This window comes from Streptomyces cyaneofuscatus, assembly GCF_033109485.1.
GTDB classification, from domain to species: Bacteria; Actinomycetota; Actinomycetes; order Streptomycetales; family Streptomycetaceae; genus Streptomyces; species Streptomyces cyaneofuscatus.
This window is the reverse complement of sequence record NZ_CP137002.1, coordinates 3,135,563-3,155,385: the sequence shown is the minus strand read 5'-3', so window position 1 is coordinate 3,155,385 and position 19,823 is coordinate 3,135,563. Positions and strand designations below refer to the sequence as shown.

At 67.2% G+C, this 19,823-nt stretch carries 32 protein-coding genes; 30 read left to right on the top strand and 2 right to left on the bottom strand.

Features of this window, described 5'->3' with window-relative positions:
- Positions 1-133: 133 nt before the first annotated feature.
- Both R2B67_RS13490 and R2B67_RS13485 read right to left on the bottom strand, forming a co-directional pair.
- Positions 134-2,164, bottom strand: a complete 2,031-nt coding sequence (locus R2B67_RS13490; protein WP_317824844.1) for a PIG-L family deacetylase — start codon at positions 2,162-2,164, stop codon at positions 134-136.
- A 181-nt stretch (positions 2,165-2,345) separates the two neighbouring features.
- Positions 2,346-2,804: a GNAT family N-acetyltransferase gene (locus R2B67_RS13485; protein WP_237327495.1), complete on the bottom strand. Its 459-nt coding sequence runs from the start codon at positions 2,802-2,804 to the stop codon at positions 2,346-2,348.
- A gap of 439 nt (positions 2,805-3,243) precedes the next feature.
- Between R2B67_RS13485 and rpsJ the strand changes: the two genes are divergently transcribed.
- The 30 genes from rpsJ (at position 3,244) to rplQ (ending at position 19,787) form a co-directional block, all read left to right on the top strand.
- Entirely contained in the window at positions 3,244-3,552 is a 309-nt protein-coding gene (rpsJ, locus tag R2B67_RS13480; RefSeq protein ID WP_003948644.1) for a 30S ribosomal protein S10, read from the top strand.
- A 14-nt stretch (positions 3,553-3,566) separates the two neighbouring features.
- Positions 3,567-4,211 carry a 50S ribosomal protein L3 gene (gene rplC, locus R2B67_RS13475; RefSeq protein ID WP_003966960.1) on the top strand — a complete coding sequence of 215 codons (645 nt, stop codon included), beginning with the start codon at positions 3,567-3,569 and terminating at the stop codon, positions 4,209-4,211.
- 4 nt (positions 4,212-4,215) lie between these two features.
- Positions 4,216-4,866, top strand: a complete 651-nt coding sequence (rplD, locus tag R2B67_RS13470) for a 50S ribosomal protein L4 (RefSeq protein ID WP_018510595.1) — start codon at positions 4,216-4,218, stop codon at positions 4,864-4,866.
- The gene (gene rplW, locus R2B67_RS13465; protein ID WP_014154589.1) at positions 4,866-5,189 is read left to right on the top strand and encodes a 50S ribosomal protein L23; all 324 of its coding nucleotides are present in this window, start codon (positions 4,866-4,868) and stop codon (positions 5,187-5,189) included. The genes rplD and rplW overlap by 1 nt, the downstream gene beginning before the upstream one ends.
- A gap of 39 nt (positions 5,190-5,228) precedes the next feature.
- A complete protein-coding gene (gene rplB, locus R2B67_RS13460; protein ID WP_018510594.1) occupies positions 5,229-6,065 on the top strand; it encodes a 50S ribosomal protein L2 in 837 nt (278 codons plus the stop codon).
- Positions 6,066-6,077: 12 nt separating this feature from the next.
- A complete protein-coding gene (gene rpsS / locus R2B67_RS13455) occupies positions 6,078-6,359 on the top strand; it encodes a 30S ribosomal protein S19 (RefSeq protein ID WP_003966956.1) in 282 nt (93 codons plus the stop codon).
- Between the two features lie 43 nt (positions 6,360-6,402).
- Complete coding sequence (gene rplV / locus R2B67_RS13450) at positions 6,403-6,750, top strand: 50S ribosomal protein L22 (RefSeq protein WP_004571827.1); 348 nt, start codon at positions 6,403-6,405, stop codon at positions 6,748-6,750.
- A complete protein-coding gene (gene rpsC / locus R2B67_RS13445) occupies positions 6,750-7,589 on the top strand; it encodes a 30S ribosomal protein S3 (RefSeq protein ID WP_018510593.1) in 840 nt (279 codons plus the stop codon). The genes rplV and rpsC overlap by 1 nt, the downstream gene beginning before the upstream one ends.
- 5 nt (positions 7,590-7,594) lie before the next feature.
- On the top strand, positions 7,595-8,014 hold the full coding sequence (gene rplP, locus R2B67_RS13440) for a 50S ribosomal protein L16 (protein ID WP_003966953.1): 420 nt from the start codon (positions 7,595-7,597) through the stop codon (positions 8,012-8,014).
- The gene (rpmC, locus tag R2B67_RS13435; RefSeq protein WP_015610729.1) at positions 8,014-8,238 is read left to right on the top strand and encodes a 50S ribosomal protein L29; all 225 of its coding nucleotides are present in this window, start codon (positions 8,014-8,016) and stop codon (positions 8,236-8,238) included. The genes rplP and rpmC overlap by 1 nt, the downstream gene beginning before the upstream one ends.
- Complete coding sequence (rpsQ, locus tag R2B67_RS13430) at positions 8,238-8,522, top strand: 30S ribosomal protein S17 (RefSeq protein ID WP_018490820.1); 285 nt, start codon at positions 8,238-8,240, stop codon at positions 8,520-8,522. The genes rpmC and rpsQ overlap by 1 nt, the downstream gene beginning before the upstream one ends.
- 108 nt (positions 8,523-8,630) lie before the next feature.
- Positions 8,631-8,999: a 50S ribosomal protein L14 gene (gene rplN, locus R2B67_RS13425; RefSeq protein ID WP_003966950.1), complete on the top strand. Its 369-nt coding sequence runs from the start codon at positions 8,631-8,633 to the stop codon at positions 8,997-8,999.
- A gap of 2 nt (positions 9,000-9,001) precedes the next feature.
- Positions 9,002-9,325: a 50S ribosomal protein L24 gene (rplX, locus tag R2B67_RS13420; RefSeq protein ID WP_109979170.1), complete on the top strand. Its 324-nt coding sequence runs from the start codon at positions 9,002-9,004 to the stop codon at positions 9,323-9,325.
- Entirely contained in the window at positions 9,325-9,882 is a 558-nt protein-coding gene (gene rplE / locus R2B67_RS13415; RefSeq protein WP_003966948.1) for a 50S ribosomal protein L5, read from the top strand. Before rplX ends, rplE begins: the two co-directional genes overlap by 1 nt.
- 2 nt (positions 9,883-9,884) lie before the next feature.
- Entirely contained in the window at positions 9,885-10,070 is a 186-nt protein-coding gene (locus R2B67_RS13410) for a type Z 30S ribosomal protein S14 (protein ID WP_003948630.1), read from the top strand.
- Between the two features lie 223 nt (positions 10,071-10,293).
- Entirely contained in the window at positions 10,294-10,692 is a 399-nt protein-coding gene (gene rpsH / locus R2B67_RS13405; protein WP_007446728.1) for a 30S ribosomal protein S8, read from the top strand.
- 21 nt (positions 10,693-10,713) lie between these two features.
- Positions 10,714-11,253, top strand: a complete 540-nt coding sequence (gene rplF, locus R2B67_RS13400) for a 50S ribosomal protein L6 (RefSeq protein WP_018510592.1) — start codon at positions 10,714-10,716, stop codon at positions 11,251-11,253.
- A 2-nt stretch (positions 11,254-11,255) separates the two neighbouring features.
- Complete coding sequence (rplR, locus tag R2B67_RS13395) at positions 11,256-11,639, top strand: 50S ribosomal protein L18 (RefSeq protein ID WP_018510591.1); 384 nt, start codon at positions 11,256-11,258, stop codon at positions 11,637-11,639.
- Between the two features lie 47 nt (positions 11,640-11,686).
- The gene (gene rpsE / locus R2B67_RS13390; protein WP_010058791.1) at positions 11,687-12,292 is read left to right on the top strand and encodes a 30S ribosomal protein S5; all 606 of its coding nucleotides are present in this window, start codon (positions 11,687-11,689) and stop codon (positions 12,290-12,292) included.
- Positions 12,292-12,474, top strand: a complete 183-nt coding sequence (gene rpmD, locus R2B67_RS13385) for a 50S ribosomal protein L30 (RefSeq protein ID WP_003966943.1) — start codon at positions 12,292-12,294, stop codon at positions 12,472-12,474. Before rpsE ends, rpmD begins: the two co-directional genes overlap by 1 nt.
- A gap of 1 nt (position 12,475) precedes the next feature.
- Positions 12,476-12,931, top strand: coding sequence for a 50S ribosomal protein L15 (gene rplO / locus R2B67_RS13380; protein WP_030561900.1), 456 nt, complete (start codon positions 12,476-12,478; stop codon positions 12,929-12,931).
- A gap of 380 nt (positions 12,932-13,311) precedes the next feature.
- Entirely contained in the window at positions 13,312-14,625 is a 1,314-nt protein-coding gene (secY, locus tag R2B67_RS13375) for a preprotein translocase subunit SecY (protein ID WP_317818090.1), read from the top strand.
- Positions 14,625-15,284: an adenylate kinase gene (locus tag R2B67_RS13370; protein WP_018510589.1), complete on the top strand. Its 660-nt coding sequence runs from the start codon at positions 14,625-14,627 to the stop codon at positions 15,282-15,284. Before secY ends, R2B67_RS13370 begins: the two co-directional genes overlap by 1 nt.
- A gap of 137 nt (positions 15,285-15,421) precedes the next feature.
- Positions 15,422-16,258 (top strand): type I methionyl aminopeptidase, encoded by an 837-nt coding sequence (gene map, locus R2B67_RS13365; RefSeq protein WP_317818089.1) that lies wholly within the window; start codon positions 15,422-15,424, stop codon positions 16,256-16,258.
- A gap of 182 nt (positions 16,259-16,440) precedes the next feature.
- Positions 16,441-16,662 (top strand): translation initiation factor IF-1, encoded by a 222-nt coding sequence (gene infA / locus R2B67_RS13360; RefSeq protein WP_003956442.1) that lies wholly within the window; start codon positions 16,441-16,443, stop codon positions 16,660-16,662.
- A gap of 60 nt (positions 16,663-16,722) precedes the next feature.
- Positions 16,723-16,836, top strand: a complete 114-nt coding sequence (rpmJ, locus tag R2B67_RS13355) for a 50S ribosomal protein L36 (protein ID WP_003956441.1) — start codon at positions 16,723-16,725, stop codon at positions 16,834-16,836.
- A gap of 195 nt (positions 16,837-17,031) precedes the next feature.
- Positions 17,032-17,412 carry a 30S ribosomal protein S13 gene (rpsM, locus tag R2B67_RS13350; RefSeq protein ID WP_018510587.1) on the top strand — a complete coding sequence of 127 codons (381 nt, stop codon included), beginning with the start codon at positions 17,032-17,034 and terminating at the stop codon, positions 17,410-17,412.
- 104 nt (positions 17,413-17,516) lie between these two features.
- Positions 17,517-17,921 (top strand): 30S ribosomal protein S11, encoded by a 405-nt coding sequence (gene rpsK, locus R2B67_RS13345; RefSeq protein ID WP_003956432.1) that lies wholly within the window; start codon positions 17,517-17,519, stop codon positions 17,919-17,921.
- 139 nt (positions 17,922-18,060) lie between these two features.
- On the top strand, positions 18,061-19,083 hold the full coding sequence (locus R2B67_RS13340; RefSeq protein WP_003966937.1) for a DNA-directed RNA polymerase subunit alpha: 1,023 nt from the start codon (positions 18,061-18,063) through the stop codon (positions 19,081-19,083).
- A 188-nt stretch (positions 19,084-19,271) separates the two neighbouring features.
- The gene (rplQ, locus tag R2B67_RS13335) at positions 19,272-19,787 is read left to right on the top strand and encodes a 50S ribosomal protein L17 (RefSeq protein ID WP_018510586.1); all 516 of its coding nucleotides are present in this window, start codon (positions 19,272-19,274) and stop codon (positions 19,785-19,787) included.
- The last annotated feature ends 36 nt before the right edge of the window (positions 19,788-19,823 follow it).

Genomic DNA, 19,823 nt, shown 5'->3' with positions numbered 1-19,823 from the left:
AGGGGCGTGTTTGTGGGGGTTGACGGCCCTAGAGTGTCGAAGAACCATTCGGCCGGGTACTAACGCTTTCCCATAACGCCGCGTTATGGCCCGGCGAACGCTAGGTAGCGCCACGGGGCCGTTCCCGCTCCGCCTAGTCGGCGCTCCCGGGACGCCAGATCCACGGCGCCGCGTCCGGCCCGAACCCCACGACGGTGGGCGCCCCGTCCGCCCCGAGGTGGAGCGCGGCGCCGTCCAGGGCCACCGGCCCCCGTGAGCGTACGGCGGTGGATCCGGCGGTACGGAGGCGGAGTGCGCCCTCCGCGTCGCGGCCGAGCAGGACCGGGCCCCGGCGGGTAGGTGCCGCGGCCACCGGACCGTAGCCGTCGAAGCGGGGGGCGGGGGAGTCCGCGCCGGTCACGGCGGTGAGCGCGGCGGCGGCCGCGGCCCGGTAGTAGAGCGCGAGGGACCCGTCCGGCGCGGCGACGGCGGCCGGCGCGTGGGAGGGGACCGGGGCCTCGGTGAGCTGGGTACGGGCGGTGACGTCCTGGCCCGGGGCGTCCTGGGTCCAGTGGTGCACGGCATGGTGCCCGGCCGCGTACACGTGCACGCATCCCGCCGCGTCCACCACCGCGGTCAGCCCGTCCTGCACCTCGCCGCCTCCCAGGTCACGCCACCCGCTCCAGCGCCCGGACCCCGCGTCGCGCACCCGGGTGCTCAGCCCCTTCTCCGCGTTCCGTACGAAGAGGTGGACGCGGCCGTCCGGCGCGGTCACGGCGACCGGCACACCGATGCGACGCCCGTGGTCGGGGCCCGTGGCGGGGTTGCCGAGCCCCCGCCACGCGCGGAAGGGGCCGTCCGGCGAGCGCTGCTCCAGCACCACGATCTCGCGCTCGTTGTCCGAGCCGTGCCCGCCGAGCGCCGCGAACCGCAGCCCGAACAGCAGCTGGAGCCCGTCCGCCGTCACCGCCGAGCCCAGCACCGGCGCGAGCGGCCCGCCGCCGAGGTCGTCCGGCGCGTCCCAGACCCCGCTGCCGGGCGCGCTCTCGCGCCACCGCACGGCACGCAGCCCCAGCACCCCGTACGCGGTGAGCCGGCCGTCCGCCCCGGAGGCGAGGGCCGGGCGGGGACCCGGGTAGCGGTGGTGGGTGGAGCGGACCCAGCCTTTCCGGTTGGTCAGGGGGCGGTCGCCGCCCACGTTGTAGTCGCCGCAGCCGGACGGGTTGCCGCACTCCCAGTCGGGCGAGCCGCCGTACGGGACGAGGTGGGCGGCCTTCCGCTCCAGCACCTTGGGCGGCAGGTTCTTGGGCCAGTGCCGGTTGTAGTAGCCCCGGAACGAGGAGACCGTGAACCCGGGCACGGGCTCCCCGGCCGCCGTCGCCCGCGCCACCCAGTGGATCAGCGCAGCCCAGGCGAAGCAGCCGGCCGCGGTGTGGTCGGCGTGGTCGGAGTACCCGCGCTGCTCACTGTCCCGCCGCCGCTGCCCCTCGCTGCTGAACTGGAGGTCCGGGTCGGGGTCCAGGGTGTGCACGAGGGTGGGCCGGTACTGCTCCAGCAGCCCGGTGAGGACGTCGACGAGACCGTCGTACGTATATGAACCGGCCCTGTCCAAGGGGGAGTTGTCGGCCACGACGGTACGCAGCACCAGGCGCCGGTCCTGCCAGAGGCTGGGGAGCCCGAGCCGCCCCCGGCCGGTGTGCATCGCGGTGTTGAGGAAGACCAGCTCGACCCGGCGCGCCCCGTCGGCCAGCACGTTCACCTCGGCCCGGTGCCCGCCGTGCAGCGGGAGCACCGACTTCTCCCAGGGCGTGAAGCGGTCGAGCCCGAGGAGCTCGGCGTACGCCTGGCGCAGGCCCTGGTGGCGGGAGGAGGAGTACGCGGCCCGGTCGGGCGCCGGGCGGGGCGCGCCGGGGATCTTGTTGACGCCGTCCGCCTCGCCCGCGGTCAGGTACACGCAGACCAGCGGGGTCTCGGCGTCCAGGGCCTGCCGGGTGTCCGGGTTCATGAAGTACAGGTCGTCGTCCGGGTGGGCCAGCAGCTGCATGATCAGCGCCCGCCGGGTGGACGCTATGGCCAGCCCCGGTGCCGGGTCCGGCACCGGACCCCGGCGCCGCGGAGCCGGTACGGCGCATCCGGCGAGCGCGGCGGTCGCGGTGGCCGTCAGGAGGAGCGTGCGCCGGGGCACCCGTATTCGGGACAGGACAGATCGATCCACCACGCCACGCACCCCGTCCGCTCCCGCTTCCCCCGCAGCGGGCGAACGGCCGCCCTGTCCTGCGCACTCCCTGGCTCTCTGCGCAGGTCAGCGGCTGGTCGGCCGCGCCTGCGGGGGGATAGACGGGGATCGCGGCACCGAGGTTGCCCGGTCAGGGTGTGGGCTTGCGCACCAGGAACACGTCGACCGGGTCCTCCCGCTCCAGCGCGAACCCGTGCCGCTCGTACAGCCGCCGGGCGGCGCTCCCCTGGAGGACGTTCAGCCGTACGGGCATCCGCTCGGCGTCCGCACGGTCCAGGAGCCCGCGCAGCACGGCCGAACCGATGCCGTGGCCCTGGAGCCCGGGGGAGAGGAGGAAGTTCTCCAGCCACCAGCAGTCCGCGGCCGGCCGCAGCGTGACGCACCCCGCGAAGCCGTCGGGGGTCTCCAGGACCGAGGTGTACGCGGGCACGTACGCGTCCCGCAGCCGCTGCCGTACCCGGTGCTCGTCGTACCGCCCCAGCCGCTCCAGGTCGGGGCGCATGACGACCGCCCGCAGCTCGGCGACGGCCTCGACGTCCTCGGGGAGGGCGGGGCGCAGGGTCCAGTGCGGCAAGGTGTTCGTCGGCATGGCCGGATTCTGCCACCGGGCCCGGCTCCGCCGGATGCGCGCCTGCGTTTGAGCACTCGCTCGCGCGGGGTAGGATTCCCGACTCGATTGGCCAGGCCCGCGCCCCGTATGGCACACTGACCAGGTTGCTCGGTTGAGTGTCAATGCTGCGCGCCTCCCGCCGGGAGGACCGGAAGCGAGTCCCACAGTACTCGTCGGCCCTGTTGGGCCGGACGTACGGGAATCTTCCGGGAAGCAATGCAGGGCGCCGGCCAGGCACCCGGTGGGTGTTCCGCCCCCGGTTCCGCGGTCCCAGGGCCCGCACCCCCTTGGTTGGGATCTCCTTCGGGAGATTTTCGTAGAGGGGATGCGACACGCCCGACCGCGTGGGTCGGAGGAGGAGTCCAGAGAACCCCCGGGTTCCAGAGCGTTAAACAGAGAGACAGGACTACTAGTAGCCATGGCGGGACAGAAGATCCGCATCCGGCTCAAGGCCTACGACCACGAGGTCATCGACTCCTCGGCGAAGAAGATCGTCGAGACGGTGACCCGCACTGGTGCGTCGGTCGCGGGCCCGGTGCCGCTGCCCACTGAGAAGAACGTGTACTGCGTCATCAAGTCGCCGCACAAGTACAAGGACTCTCGCGAGCACTTCGAGATGCGCACGCACAAGCGCCTCATCGACATCCTCGACCCCACGCCGAAGACGGTTGACTCGCTGATGCGCCTCGACCTCCCGGCGGGCGTCGACATCGAGATCAAGCTCTGAGGGGACGGGCCGAGATGAGCAAGAACATCAAGGGCGTCCTGGGCGAGAAGCTCGGCATGACCCAGGTCTGGGACGAGAACAACCGGGTCGTCCCGGTGACCGTCGTCAAGGCCGGGCCGTGCGTCGTGACGCAGGTTCGCACCAACGACAGCGACGGCTACGAAGCGGTCCAGATCGCCTTCGGCGAGATCGACCCGCGCAAGGTGAACAAGCCCCTCAAGGGTCACTTCGCCAAGGCCGACGTCACCCCGCGCCGCCACCTGGTGGAGCTCCGCACCCCTGACGCCAGCGAGTACACGCTGGGCCAGGAGGTCACTGCCGAGGTGTTCGAGTCCGGCGTCAAGGTCGACGTCACGGGCAAGAGCAAGGGCAAGGGCTTCGCCGGTGTCATGAAGCGTCACAACTTCAAGGGCCTCGGCGCCGGGCACGGCACCCAGCGCAAGCACCGTTCCCCCGGTTCCATCGGTGGCTGCGCCACCCCTGGGCGTGTCTTCAAGGGCATGCGCATGGCGGGCCGTATGGGTAACGAGCGCGTCACCACCCAGAACCTGACCATCCACGCGGTTGACGCGGAGAAGGGTCTGCTCCTCATCAAGGGCGCGGTCCCCGGTCCGAACGGCGGCCTCGTCCTGGTCCGTACCGCGGCCAAGGGGGCTTGAGGTAATGAGCACCATTGACATCCTTTCGCCGGCAGGCGACAAGGCCGGTACCGTCGACCTCCCCGCGGAGATCTTCGACGCCAAGACCAGCGTTCCGCTGATCCACCAGGTCGTTGTCGCTCAGCTGGCGGCTGCCCGTCAGGGCACGCACAAGACCAAGCGCCGCGGCGAAGTCCGCGGTGGTGGCAAGAAGCCTTACCGCCAGAAGGGCACCGGCCGCGCCCGTCAGGGTTCGACCCGCGCCCCGCAGTTCGCCGGTGGTGGCGTCGTCCACGGCCCGCAGCCGCGTGACTACGCGCAGCGGACCCCGAAGAAGATGAAGGCCGCCGCCCTGCGCGGTGCCCTCTCGGACCGGGCCCGTCACTCCCGTATCCACGTCGTCACCGGCGTGGTCGAGGGTGCCGCCTCCACGAAGGCCGCCAAGACGCTGTTCGGCAAGATCTCGGAGCGCCAGAACCTGCTCCTGGTCGTCGACCGCGCCGACGAGGCCGCGTGGCTGTCCGCGCGCAACCTGCCCCAGGTGCACATCCTGGAGCCGGGCCAGCTCAACACGTACGACGTGATCGTCTCTGACGACGTGGTCTTCACCCAGGCCGCTTTCGAGTCCTTCGTGTCTGGCCCCCAGACCGCTGAGACCGAAGGGAGCGACGCCTGATGAGCGAGGCGACCGTTACCAGCAAGACGTACTCGGACCCGCGTGACGTTCTCGTCAAGCCCGTGGTCTCCGAGAAGAGCTACGCGCTGCTCGACGAGAACAAGTACACGTTCATCGTCGCGCCCGGCTCCAACAAGACCCAGATCAAGCAGGCCGTGGAAGCGGTCTTCTCGGTCAAGGTCACCGGGGTCAACACGATCAACCGGCAGGGTAAGCGCAAGCGCACCAAGACCGGTTTCGGCAAGCGCGCCGACACGAAGCGCGCCATCGTGACCCTCGCCGAGGGCGACCGTATCGACATCTTCGGCGGCCCGACCTCCTAACGGAGGCCGAGTCGTCCGGAATCGGACGAGGACTGAGAAATGGGTATCCGCAAGTACAAGCCGACGACCCCGGGCCGTCGTGGCTCCAGCGTCGCCGACTTTGTCGAGATCACGCGGTCCACGCCGGAGAAGTCGCTGGTCCGCCCCCTGCACAGCAAGGGCGGCCGTAACAACGCCGGTCGTGTGACCGTTCGCCACCAGGGTGGTGGCCACAAGCGCGCCTACCGCGTGATCGACTTCCGTCGTCACGACAAGGACGGCGTGCCGGCCAAGGTCGCGCACATCGAGTACGACCCCAACCGCACCGCGCGCATCGCGCTGCTGCACTACGCGGACGGCGAGAAGCGTTACATCGTCGCTCCCCGTGGCCTGTCGCAGGGTGACCGTGTCGAGAACGGTCCGGGCGCCGACATCAAGCCGGGCAACAACCTGGCGCTGCGCAACATCCCGGTCGGTACGACCATCCACGCCATCGAGCTGCGGCCCGGCGGCGGCGCGAAGTTCGCCCGTTCCGCGGGTGCCTCCGTGCAGCTGCTGGCGAAGGAGGGCACCATGGCCCACCTTCGTATGCCGTCGGGTGAGATCCGCCTGGTCGACGCGCGCTGCCGCGCGACGATCGGTGAGGTCGGCAACGCCGAGCAGTCGAACATCAACTGGGGCAAGGCCGGCCGCATGCGCTGGAAGGGCGTCCGCCCGACCGTCCGCGGTGTCGCGATGAACCCGGTTGACCACCCGCACGGTGGTGGTGAAGGCAAGACCTCCGGTGGTCGTCACCCGGTCTCGCCGTGGGGTCAGAAGGAGGGTCGTACTCGTTCTCCCAAGAAGGCGAGCAACAAGTACATCGTCCGCCGCCGCAAGACGAACAAGAAGCGCTAGGAGCGGGTTTAGATGCCGCGCAGTCTCAAGAAGGGGCCCTTCGTCGACGGCCACCTCATCAAGAAGGTGGACGTACAGAACGAGGCAGGCACCAAGAACGTCATCAAGACCTGGTCCCGTCGCTCGATGATCGTCCCGGCCATGCTGGGTCACACCATCGCGGTGCACAACGGCAAGATCCACGTCCCGGTGTTCGTCACCGAGTCGATGGTCGGCCACAAGCTCGGCGAGTTCTCGCCGACTCGCACCTTCCGCGGCCACGTCAAGGACGACCGGAAGTCGAAGCGCCGCTAAGCGCGGGGTGGAAACGACTATGACTTACACCGAAGGGACAACCATGGAAGCCAGGGCCCAGGCGCGGTACATCCGCGTCACGCCCATGAAGGCCCGCCGCGTGGTGGACCTCATCCGTGGCATGGATGCCACGGAGGCTCAGGCGGTCCTGCGTTTCGCCCCGCAGGCCGCGAGCGTGCCGGTTGGCAAGGTGCTGGACAGCGCCATCGCCAACGCCGCACACAACTACGACCACACCGACGCCTCTTCGCTGGTCATCAGCGAGGCGTACGTGGACGAGGGCCCGACCCTGAAGCGGTTCCGTCCGCGTGCTCAGGGCCGTGCCTACCGGATCCGTAAGCGGACCAGCCACATCACCGTGGTCGTCAGCAGCAAGGAAGGAACCCGGTAATGGGCCAGAAGGTAAACCCGCACGGGTTCCGGCTCGGCATCACCACGGACTTCAAGTCCCGCTGGTACGCCGACAAGCTGTACAAGGACTACGTCAAGGAAGACGTCGCCATTCGTCGCATGATGACGAAGGGCATGGAGCGGGCCGGCATCTCGAAGGTCGAGATCGAGCGCACCCGCGACCGCGTCCGCGTTGACATCCACACCGCCCGTCCGGGCATCGTCATCGGTCGCCGTGGCGCCGAGGCCGATCGCATCCGCGGCGAGCTGGAGAAGCTGACCGGCAAGCAGGTCCAGCTGAACATCCTCGAGGTCAAGAACCCCGAGGTGGACGCTCAGCTGGTGGCCCAGGCCGTCGCCGAGCAGCTCTCCTCCCGCGTCTCCTTCCGTCGGGCCATGCGTAAGAGCATGCAGAGCTCGATGAAGGCCGGCGCCAAGGGCATCAAGATCCAGTGCGGCGGTCGCCTCGGCGGCGCCGAGATGTCCCGCTCGGAGTTCTACCGCGAGGGCCGCGTGCCCCTGCACACGCTCCGTGCGAACGTCGACTACGGCTTCTTCGAGGCCAAGACGACCTTCGGCCGCATCGGCGTGAAGGTCTGGATCTACAAGGGCGACGTCAAGAACATCGCCGAGGTTCGCGCCGAGAACGCCGCGGCCCGTGCCGGCAACCGTCCGGCTCGTGGCGGCACCGACCGCCCGGCCGGCCGTGGTGGCGGCCGTGGTGGCGAGCGTGGCGGTCGCGGCCGTAAGCCGCAGCAGTCGCCGGCAGCCGAGGCCCCCAAGGCCGACGCCCCCGCCGCCGCTGCTCCGGCTGCTGAGAGCACCGGAACGGAGGCCTGACCGAAATGCTGATCCCCCGTAGGGTCAAGCACCGCAAGCAGCACCACCCGAAGCGCAGCGGTATGTCCAAGGGTGGCACGCAGGTTGCGTTCGGCGAGTACGGCATCCAGGCGCTGACCCCGGCGTACGTGACGAACCGTCAGATCGAGTCCGCTCGTATCGCGATGACCCGTCACATCAAGCGTGGCGGCAAGGTCTGGATCAACATCTACCCGGACCGTCCCCTGACGAAGAAGCCTGCCGAGACCCGCATGGGTTCCGGTAAGGGTTCTCCCGAGTGGTGGATCGCGAACGTCAAGCCGGGTCGGGTGATGTTCGAGCTGTCCTACCCGAACGAGAAGATTGCTCGTGAGGCGCTCACCCGCGCTGCTCACAAGCTTCCGATGAAGTGCCGGATCGTTCGGCGCGAGGCAGGTGAGTCGTGATGTCGGCCGGTACCAAGGCGTCCGAGCTGCGCGAGCTGGGCGACGAGGAGCTCCTCAACAAGCTCCGCGAAGCCAAGGAAGAGCTGTTCAACCTCCGCTTCCAGGCGGCGACGGGCCAGCTCGAGAACCACGGCCGGCTCAAGTCCGTCCGTAAGGACATCGCCCGGATCTACACCCTGATGCGTGAGCGCGAGCTGGGCATCGAGACGGTGGAGAGCGTCTGATGAGCGAGAAGACTGTGACTGAGACGAACACCGAGCGTGGTTTCCGCAAGACCCGTGAGGGTCTGGTCGTCAGCGACAAGATGGACAAGACCGTCGTCGTCGCTGTCGAGGACCGTGTGAAGCACGCGCTGTACGGCAAGGTCATCCGCCGTACGAACAAGCTCAAGGCCCACGACGAGCAGAACTCCGCCGGCGTCGGCGACCGTGTCCTCATCATGGAGACGCGTCCGCTGTCCGCCTCGAAGCGCTGGCGCATCGTCGAGATCCTCGAGAAGGCCAAGTAATTCCTGAGGGGTTTCCCTCAGGTCAGTTCCGCCAGGCTCGGTGAGGGTGCTCCGTAAGTCACTTACGGAGCACCCCGCCGGGAACCGGCAGACGATCAGGAGATAGACGTGATCCAGCAGGAGTCGCGACTGCGCGTCGCCGACAACACGGGTGCGAAGGAAATTCTCACCATTCGTGTTCTCGGTGGCTCGGGTCGCCGCTACGCGGGTATCGGTGACGTCATCGTCGCCACCGTCAAGGACGCGATCCCCGGTGGCAACGTGAAGAAGGGTGACGTCGTCAAGGCCGTCATCGTTCGCACCGTCAAGGAGCGTCGTCGTCAGGATGGCTCGTACATCCGCTTCGACGAGAACGCCGCCGTCATTCTGAAGAACGACGGCGACCCCCGCGGCACCCGCATCTTCGGCCCCGTGGGCCGGGAGCTGCGCGAGAAGAAGTTCATGAAGATCATCTCGCTCGCGCCGGAGGTGCTGTAAGCATGAAGATCAAGAAGGGCGACCTGGTTCAGGTCATCACCGGTAAGGACAAGGGCAAGCAGGGCAAGGTCATCGTGGCCTACCCCGCTCAGGACCGCGTCCTCGTCGAGGGTGTCAACCGGGTCAAGAAGCACACCAAGGCCGGTCAGACGGCTCGCGGTTCGCAGACGGGTGGCATTGTCACCACCGAGGCCCCGATCCACGTCAGCAACGTGTCGCTGGTCGTGGAGAAGGACGGCAACAAGGTTGTCACCCGCGTCGGCTACCGCTTTGACGACGAGGGCAACAAGATCCGCGTTGCCAAGCGGACCGGTGAGGACATCTGATGACTGCCACCACTGCGCCGCGTCTCAAGACGCGCTACCGCGAGGAAATCGCCGGCAAGCTGCGTGAGGAGTTCTCGTACGAGAACGTCATGCAGGTTCCCGGTCTGGTCAAGATCGTGGTCAACATGGGTGTGGGCGACGCCGCCCGCGACTCCAAGCTGATCGACGGTGCCGTCAAGGACCTCACCACGATCACCGGTCAGAAGCCGGCCGTCACCAAGGCCCGCAAGTCCATCGCGCAGTTCAAGCTGCGTGAGGGCCAGCCGATCGGCTGCCACGTCACCCTTCGTGGTGACCGGATGTGGGAGTTCCTGGACCGTACGCTGTCGCTCGCGCTGCCGCGTATCCGTGACTTCCGTGGCCTGTCGCCGAAGCAGTTCGACGGCCGTGGCAACTACACCTTCGGTCTCACGGAGCAGGTCATGTTCCACGAGATCGACCAGGACAAGATCGACCGGGTCCGGGGCATGGACATCACCGTGGTCACCACGGCGACCAACGACGACGAGGGTCGTGCCCTCCTTCGTCACCTCGGCTTCCCGTTCAAGGAGAACTGACCGTGGCGAAGAAGGCTCTGATCGCTAAGGCCGCCCGTAAGCCGAAGTTCGGCGTGCGCGGGTACACCCGCTGCCAGCGCTGCGGCCGGCCCCACTCCGTCTACCGCAAGTTCGGCCTGTGCCGCGTGTGCCTTCGTGAGATGGCTCACCGTGGCGAGCTGCCGGGCGTGACCAAGAGCTCCTGGTAACTCTCCTCCGCCCTAGGGCGAAGGGAAGTTCTGGAGACTCTCGGTAAGTATCTGGTCGGCAGGAGCCCCACCTTTCATGCCGTAGGCTAGAAGGGTTGGGCGCCTGCCGCCCACGACCGACTTACTACGCCGTAGGTCCCCGCACCGCACCCGTCCCGCCACTGAGTGGGGAGAGGGATGGTGCATACAGGAAACCCCGGCGAGAGAGGCCGAAGGCCAACTCATGACCATGACTGATCCCATCGCAGACATGCTCACGCGTCTGCGTAACGCGAACTCGGCATATCACGACGATGTCTCGATGCCGCACAGCAAGATCAAGTCGCACATCGCGGAGATCCTCCAGCAGGAGGGCTTCATCACCGGCTGGAAGGTCGAGGACGCCGAGGTCGGCAAGAACCTCGTCCTCGAGCTGAAGTTCGGCCCGAACCGCGAGCGCTCGATCGCCGGCATCAAGCGGATTTCGAAGCCGGGTCTGCGTGTATACGCAAAGTCCACCAACCTGCCGAAGGTCCTCGGCGGCCTGGGCGTGGCGATCATCTCCACGTCCCACGGTCTCCTGACCGGCCAGCAGGCAGGCAAGAAGGGCGTAGGTGGGGAAGTCCTCGCCTACGTCTGGTAGTCGGGAAAGGAAGGAAAGCTCATGTCGCGAATCGGCAAGCTCCCCATCCAGGTTCCCGCCGGTGTGGACGTCACCATCGATGGCCGTACGGTCGCCGTGAAGGGCCCCAAGGGTTCCCTCTCGCACACCGTCGCCGCGCCGATCGAGGTCTCCAAGGGTGAGGACGGCGTTCTCAACGTCACCCGCCCGAACGACGAGCGTCAGAACAAGGCCCTCCACGGCCTGTCCCGCACGCTGGTGGCGAACATGATCACCGGTGTGACCACGGGTTACAGCAAGGCGCTCGAGATCAGCGGTGTCGGTTACCGCGTCCAGGCGAAGGGCTCCAACCTGGAGTTCGCCCTGGGCTACAGCCACCCGATCCTCATCGAGGCTCCGGAAGGCATCACCTTCAAGGTCGAGTCGCCCACGAAGCTCAGCGTCGAGGGCATCGACAAGCAGAAGGTCGGCGAAGTGGCCGCCAACATCCGCAAGCTGCGGAAGCCCGACCCGTACAAGGCCAAGGGCGTCAAGTACGCCGGCGAGGTCATCCGCCGCAAGGTCGGAAAGGCTGGTAAGTAGCCATGGCATACGGTGTGAAGATCGCCAAGGGCGACGCTTACAAGCGCGCTGCTCGCAAGCGCCGCCACATCCGCGTCCGCAAGCACATGTCGGGTTCGCCGGAGCGTCCCCGTCTGGTCGTGACGCGTTCCAACCGCCACATCGTGGCCCAGGTCATCGACGACATCGCGGGCCACACGCTCGCGTCGGCGTCGACCCTGGACACCTCGATCCGTGGTGGCGAGGGTGACAAGAGCGCCCAGGCCCAGCAGGTCGGCGCCCTGGTCGCCGAGCGCGCCAAGGCCGCAGGCGTCGAGGCCGTCGTGTTTGACCGCGGTGGTAACCAGTACGCCGGGCGGATTGCCGCTCTGGCTGACGCCGCCCGTGAAGCCGGGCTGAAGTTCTAAGCCCCGGTTCCTACGCACAGCGGACGTAACAGAGAGAGGTAAATCCAATGGCTGGACCCCAGCGCCGCGGAAGCGGTGCCGGTGGCGGCGAGCGGCGGGACCGGAAGGGCCGTGACGGTGGCGCCAGCGCCGCCGAGAAGACCGCGTACGTCGAGCGCGTCGTCGCGATCAACCGCGTCGCCAAGGTTGTGAAGGGTGGTCGTCGCTTCAGCTTCACCGCGCTGGTCGTGGTGGGCGATGGTGACGGCACCGTCGGTGTCGGATACGGCAAGGCCAAGGAAGTTCCCGCGGCCATCGCCAAGGGTGTCGAAGAGGCCAAGAAGAACTTCTTCAAGGTCCCGCGCATCCAGGGCACCATCCCTCACCCGATCACGGGCGAGAAGGCTGCGGGCGTCGTCCTGCTCAAGCCGGCTTCCCCCGGTACCGGTGTTATCGCCGGTGGCCCGGTGCGCGCCGTGCTCGAGTGCGCCGGCGTTCACGACATCCTGTCGAAGTCGCTTGGCTCGTCCAACGCGATCAACATCGTGCATGCGACCGTGGAGGCCCTCAAGGGCCTGCAGCGTCCCGAGGAGATCGCGGCCCGCCGTGGTCTGCCCCTCGAGGACGTCGCCCCCGCGGCTCTGCTGCGTGCGCGTGCGGGAGCGGGTGCGTAATGGCTCGCCTCAAGATCACGCAGACCAAGTCGTACATCGGCAGCAAGCAGAACCACCGCGACACCCTGCGTTCGCTCGGGCTCAAGCGCCTGAACGACTCGGTTGTCAAGGAGGACCGCCCCGAGTTCCGCGGCATGGTGCACACCGTCCGCCACCTCGTGACGGTTGAGGAGGTTGACTGACATGGCGGAGAACAGCCCGCTGAAGGCCCACAACCTCCGGCCTGCCCCGGGCGCCAAGACCGCCAAGACCCGTGTGGGTCGTGGTGAGGCGTCCAAGGGTAAGACCGCAGGCCGTGGTACCAAGGGTACGAAGGCTCGTTACCAGGTTCCGGAGCGCTTCGAGGGTGGCCAGATGCCCCTCCACATGCGTCTCCCGAAGCTCAAGGGCTTCAAGAACCCGTTCCGCACGGAGTACCAGGTCGTGAACCTGGACAAGCTCGCGACGCTCTACCCCGAGGGTGGAGAGGTCACGGTGGCCGACCTGGTCGCCAAGGGCGCTGTGCGCAACAACCACCTCGTCAAGGTCCTCGGACAGGGCGAGATCTCCGTGGCGATCCAGGTTTCGGTTGACGCCGTCTCCGGCTCCGCCAAGGAGAAGATCACCGCCGCCGGCGGTACGGTCACCGAGCTCGTCTGAGCCGCGGGACAGAACTGGGCCTGGCCGGCCGCCTCTTCGGAGGTGGCCGGCCAGGCTTTTTCTTGTTTGTGGCGCTGTACGGGAACCGTAAAGGCTCGGGAAAGGTTGAACGGGTGTCCACCGCACCGGCGGTGGGGGAGTCCGAGGTCGTTCACGTCCCAATTGGTGTGGCTTGGCCGGTCTTTCACGGCCCGGGGCGGGAAGCAGGCGTTGCACCGGTGTGCAGTGCGTGTTTCCTGCTCAGTCCCGGGCCGGGTAGGGTGGCGCCGTTAATCTTTTGTGGCCTCCTTACGATGTAGGGCTGCCTTGTATCCGAACCCATCCAGTCCCATCCAGACCCGTCGCCTCTGACGCATAGCGCGGGGGTCGCAGGAGGCACCGTGTTCACCGCGTTCGCCCGAGCGTTCAAGACGCCCGACCTGCGCAAGAAGCTGCTCTTCACGCTCGGCATCATCGTGATCTACCGGCTCGGGGCGCATGTCCCGGCACCCGGAGTCGACTACGCGAAGGTGCAGCAGTGCATCGACCAGTCCGATTCGGGTGGACTGCTCGGTCTGATGCAGATGTTCAGCGGTGGCGCCCTGTTGCAGATCACCATCTTCGCGCTCGGCATCATGCCGTACATCACGGCCAGCATCATTCTCCAGCTGCTGACCGTGGTGATCCCCCGGCTGGAAGCCCTCAAGAAGGAGGGACAGTCCGGCACGGCGAAGATCACGCAGTACACGCGTTATCTGACCATCGCGCTGGCCGTCCTCCAGGGCACCGGCCTCGTGGCCACCGCCCGGAGCGGGGCGCTGTTCCAGAACTGCACCGTGCGGGAGCAGATCGTCGCCGACAAGTCGATCTTCACGACCCTGGTGATGGTCATCACCATGACCGCCGGTACGGCCGCCGTCATGTGGCTCGGTGAGCTCATCACCGACAAGGGCATCGGCAACGGCATGTCGATCCTCATGTTCATCTCGATCGCCGCCACGTTCCCCGGCGCCCTGTGGGCCATCAAGGAGAGCGGCAAGCTGGCCGACGGCTGGATCGAGTTCGGCACGGTCATCCTCATCGGCTTTGTCATGGTCGCCCTGGTCGTCTTCGTCGAGCAGGCCCAGCGCCGTATCCCGGTGCAGTACGCGAAGCGCATGATCGGGCGCCGTTCCTACGGCGGTACGTCGACGTACATCCCGCTCAAGGTGAACCAGGCGGGTGTGATTCCCGTCATCTTCGCCTCGTCGCTGCTCTTCATCCCGTCGTTGATCGTCCAGTTCTCTGGATCCACCGCAGGGTGGGCCACCTGGATCCAGGACCACTTCGTGACGGGTAACCACCCGTACTACATCTCGGTGTACTTCGTACTCATCGTGTTCTTCGCCTTCTTCTACGTCGCCATTTCGTTCAACCCCGACGAAGTCGCCGACAACATGAAGAAGTATGGTGGCTTCATCCCGGGCATCCGGGCAGGTCGACCTACTGCCGAGTACCTGAGCTACGTGCTCAACAGGATCACTTGGCCGGGCTCGCTGTACCTGGGCCTGATCGCTCTTGTGCCGACGATGGCGTTGGCAGGCTTCGGCGGTGCGAACCAGAACTTCCCGTTCGGCGGGACGAGCATCCTCATCATCGTGGGTGTGGGTCTGGAAACCGTGAAGCAGATCGAGAGTCAGCTCCAGCAGCGCAATTACGAAGGGTTCCTCCGCTGATGCGAATCGTCCTCGTCGGGCCTCCGGGTGCCGGCAAGGGAACGCAGGCTGCGTACCTTGCCGAGAACCTGTCGATTCCGCACATCTCCACGGGTGACCTCTTCCGCGCCAACATGAGCCAGGGCACCGACCTTGGCAAGCAGGCCCGCGCCTACATCGACGCGGGACAGCTGGTGCCGGACGAAGTGACCATCGGGATGGCCAAGGACCGCATGGGCCAGTCGGACGCCGTGAACGGCTTCCTGCTGGACGGCTTCCCGCGGAACGTGGGCCAGGCCGAAGCCCTTGACGTGATGCTCAAGGACGAGGGCGTGAAGCTGGACGCGGTTCTCGATCTCGAGGTCCCCGAGGACGAGGTCGTGAAGCGGATCGCGGGCCGCCGCGTCTGCCGCAGGGACAGCGCGCACGTGTTCCACCTCTCGTACAGCCCGCCGAAGAGCGAGGGCGTCTGCGACGTCTGCGGCGGCGAGCTGTACCAGCGGCACGACGACAGCGAAGAGACGGTCCGTACGCGGCTGGAGGTCTACCACACGCAGACCGAGCCGATCATCGACTACTACCGGGCCCAGGGCCTGGTGGTGACCATCTCGGCGCTCGGCGAGGTCGCTGACGTGACCGCGCGTGCCATGGAGGCGCTCAAGCAGTCCGACGAGGGCTGAGCCCCACCCCGTACCACCGCTGTGCAGCCGGCCGCGGCGCCCCAGGGCGCCGCGGCCGACTGTTTGCGCCCGTATCGTTGAAGGGACCGCAGCGGGCCCGTCACCCGTCACCCGTAGATGCAGAGAGGCGCCGAGCAATGGTGCAGATCAAGACCCCCGAGCAGATCGCGAAGATGCGCGAGGCGGGGCTGGTGGTCGCTGCCATTCACGCGGCCACCCGTGAGGCGGCCGTCCCCGGCGCCACCACGCACGACCTGGACCAGGTCGCCCGCAAGGTGATCGCCGACCACGGGGCGAAGTCGAACTTCCTCGGGTACGGCGGGTTCCCCGCGACCATCTGCACCTCGGTCAACGAGGTCGTGGTCCACGGCATCCCGGACGAGAAGACGGTCCTCAAGGACGGCGACATCATCTCGATCGACGCCGGCGCCATCGTGGACGGCTGGCACGGCGACGCCGCGTACACCGCCTTCGTGGGCACCGGTCACGCTCCGGAGCTGGTCGAGCTGTCCCGGGTGACGGAGGAGTCGATGTGGGCCGGGATCGCCGCGATGAAGGTGAACAACCGCCTCGTCGACATCTCCAAGGCGATCGAGTCCTACATCCGCCGCCAGCCCCGCCCCGCCACCGGCAAGTACGGGATCATCGAGGACTTCGGCGGCCACGGCATCGGCAGCGAGATGCACATGGACCCGCACCTGCTGAACTACGTCTCCCGCAAGCGCGGCAAGGGCATCAAGCTGGTTCCGGGCGTCTGCCTGGCGATCGAGCCCATGGTCTCGCTCGGCACCGCCCGTACGGAGACCCTCGCGGACGACTGGACGGTCATCACGACGGACGGCACCTGGTCCTCGCACTGGGAGCACTCCATCGCCCTGACGGAGCAGGGACCGCTGGTCCTGACCGCCCCGGACTGCGGAAAGGCGAAGCTCGCGGAGTACGGGATCGAGGCCGCGCCGGACCCGCTGGGGTGATGGGTTTCCCCCGGCAGGTCTAAGGATCACCGGCAGTGGGCAAACTTGACGGATTCGTCTTTTGGAGTCCGCTGACGTAGACTGACTCGTCGGCTCTGGTGCATCCGTGTGTCTGCATGCAAGCGCATGTACGGCACAAGATCACGGGAGCCGATCAAGGTAGCCGATTCGAAAGGCGAAGCGTGGCCAAGAAGCAAGGTGCCATCGAGATTGAGGGCACCGTGATCGAGTCCCTCCCGAACGCAATGTTCAAGGTGGAGCTCCAGAACGGTCACAAGGTCCTGGCGCACATCAGCGGCAAGATGCGGATGCACTACATCCGTATCCTCCCGGATGACCGGGTCGTGGTGGAGCTCTCTCCGTACGACCTGACGCGTGGCCGGATCGTCTACCGCTACAAGTAGATCTTGCCCGCACCCCGTTTCGGCGTGGTGATGGCACTGACCCGGAGAACCTGACATCCCATGAAGGTCAAGCCGAGCGTCAAGAAGATCTGCGACAAGTGCAAGGTGATCCGCCGTCACGGTCGGGTCATGGTCATCTGCGACAACCTGCGCCACAAGCAGCGCCAGGGCTGACGCACGACCGCCTGCATCTCGCAGTTCTTCGCGCGACGCACGTAATCACGTACATACGCAGAGCCCGTCCAAGCCACGGCTGACGACACCTCCGGCGGGGGCCGGAGACCCGGACGTACCACCTCTCCCAGCGAGGGGTCGGCGGTCGGGAGTGGCACTGCGGAAGACCCCCGAAATAACAACTGGAGCCATTGAATGGCACGCGTTTCAGGTGTTGACATCCCGCGCGAAAAGCGCGTGGAGGTTGCCCTCACCTACGTCTTCGGTATCGGGCGCACCCGGTCCAAGGAGATCCTCGCCTCCACCGGCGTGAACCCCAACACCCGCGTTCGTGACCTGGCCGAAGAGGACCTGGTCAAGATCCGCGAGTACGTGGACGCCAACCTCCGCACCGAGGGTGACCTCCGCCGTGAGGTCCAGGGTGACATCCGCCGCAAGATCGAGATCGGCTGCTACCAGGGCATTCGTCACCGCCGTGGTCTGCCGGTGCACGGTCAGCGCACCAGCACGAACGCGCGTACCCGCAAGGGCCCGCGTCGCGCCATCGCCGGTAAGAAGAAGCCGGGCAAGAAGTAGTCCTCAGCGGACGCACTGTGCCGACCGGATCTCCGGACCGGCGCAGCAACCAGCGGTCTTCGCTGTAGGACCGATCACCTCCCCTCTCCATCTGGAGTCAAGACATGCCCCCCAAGGGTCGTCAGGGCGCAGCCAAGAAGGTGCGTCGCAAGGAAAAGAAGAACGTCGCTCACGGCCACGCGCACATCAAGAGCACGTTCAACAACACCATCGTCTCGATCACGGACCCCTCGGGCAACGTGATCTCCTGGGCCTCCGCCGGCCACGTCGGCTTCAAGGGCTCGCGCAAGTCCACCCCCTTCGCCGCGCAGATGGCCGCCGAGTCGGCCGCCCGCCGCGCGCAGGAGCACGGCATGCGCAAGGTCGACGTCTTCGTCAAGGGTCCCGGCTCCGGCCGTGAGACCGCGATCCGCTCGCTCCAGGCCACCGGCCTGGAGGTCGGTTCGATCCAGGACGTCACCCCGACGCCGCACAACGGCTGCCGTCCGCCGAAGCGTCGCCGCGTCTGATCCGTCGCGGCCGGTGACGGCCGTGCGTCAGTAGCGTTCGGGTCCGGGCGGTACGCCTCATACGGGGCGTACCGCCCGTACCCTTGTTGCATCTGTCGGGCATCAAATAGTGGGTGCCCACGACTGAAGGACTCTCCCCATGCTTATCGCTCAGCGTCCGTCGCTGACCGAAGAGGTCGTCGACGAATTCCGCTCCCGGTTCGTGATCGAGCCGCTGGAGCCGGGCTTCGGCTACACCCTCGGCAACTCCCTGCGCCGTACCCTCCTCTCCTCGATCCCCGGTGCCGCTGTCACCAGCATCCGGATCGACGGGGTCCTGCACGAGTTCACCACCGTGCCGGGCGTCAAGGAGGACGTCACCGACCTCATCCTCAACATCAAGCAGCTGGTCGTCTCCTCGGAGCACGACGAGCCGGTCGTGATGTACCTGCGCAAGCAGGGCCCGGGTCTGGTCACCGCCGCCGACATCGCGCCCCCGGCCGGTGTCGAGGTGCACAACCCCGACCTCGTTCTCGCCACGCTCAACGGCAAGGGCAAGCTGGAGATGGAGCTGACCGTCGAGCGCGGTCGCGGCTACGTCTCCGCCGTCCAGAACAAGCAGGTCGGCCAGGAGATCGGCCGGATCCCGGTCGACTCCATCTACTCGCCGGTGCTCAAGGTCACGTACAAGGTCGAGGCGACCCGTGTCGAGCAGCGCACCGACTTCGACAAGCTGATCGTCGACGTCGAGACCAAGCAGGCCATGCGTCCCCGTGACGCCATGGCGTCGGCCGGTAAGACCCTGGTCGAGCTGTTCGGTCTGGCGCGCGAGCTCAACATCGACGCCGAGGGCATCGACATGGGCCCGTCCCCGACGGACGCCGCTCTCGCCGCCGATCTGGCTCTGCCGATCGAGGAGCTGGAGCTCACGGTCCGTTCGTACAACTGCCTCAAGCGCGAGGGCATCCACTCCGTGGGTGAGCTCGTGGCCCGTTCCGAGGCGGACCTGCTCGACATCCGCAACTTCGGTGCGAAGTCGATCGACGAGGTCAAGGCGAAGCTGGCCGGTATGGGCCTCGCGCTGAAGGACTCGCCTCCCGGCTTCGACCCGACCGCCGCGGCTGACGCCTTCGGCGCCGATGACGACGCGGACGCGGGTTTCGTGGAGACCGAGCAGTACTGAGTCGCCTCCCGGCTGGGGTGCCCGGATTTGAGGGTGCCCCGGGCCGGGGCTGAGGCTTTGTCCTCAATCGCCGGACGGGCTTGATATATCAAGCCCGAACGGCAGCTATGACTTCCGTGGGGCGTCCGCCTCGCGGGAACTGACACCGGTACCTGATACGGCCGGTGCAGCACACAAGGAGAATCACCATGCCGCGTCCCGCAAAGGGTGCCCGTCTGGGCGGCAGCGCCGCGCACGAGCGTCTGCTCCTCGCCAACCTGGCGAAGTCGCTGTTCGAGCACGGCCGCATCACGACGACCGAGGCCAAGGCCCGCCGCCTGCGCCCCGTCGCCGAGCGCCTCGTCACCAAGGCGAAGAAGGGCGACATCCACAACCGTCGCCTGGTGCTGCAGACGATCACGGACAAGAGCGTCGTCCACACGCTCTTCACCGAGATCGCCCCCCGGTACGAGAACCGCCCCGGTGGTTACACGCGTATCACCAAGATCGGCAACCGTCGTGGCGACAACGCCCCGATGGCGGTCATCGAGCTGGTCGAGGCGCTGACCGTGGCCCAGCAGGCCACCGGTGAGGCCGAGGCCGCGACGAAGCGCGCGGTCAAGGAAGACGCCGCCAAGAAGGACGAGGCCAAGGCCGAGTCCACCGAGGCCGTCGAGGACGCCAAGCCGGTCGAGAAGGCCGACGAGGAGTCCAAGGACGCCTGAGCGTCTCAAGGACCACGGGACGGGCTCGCATCACCC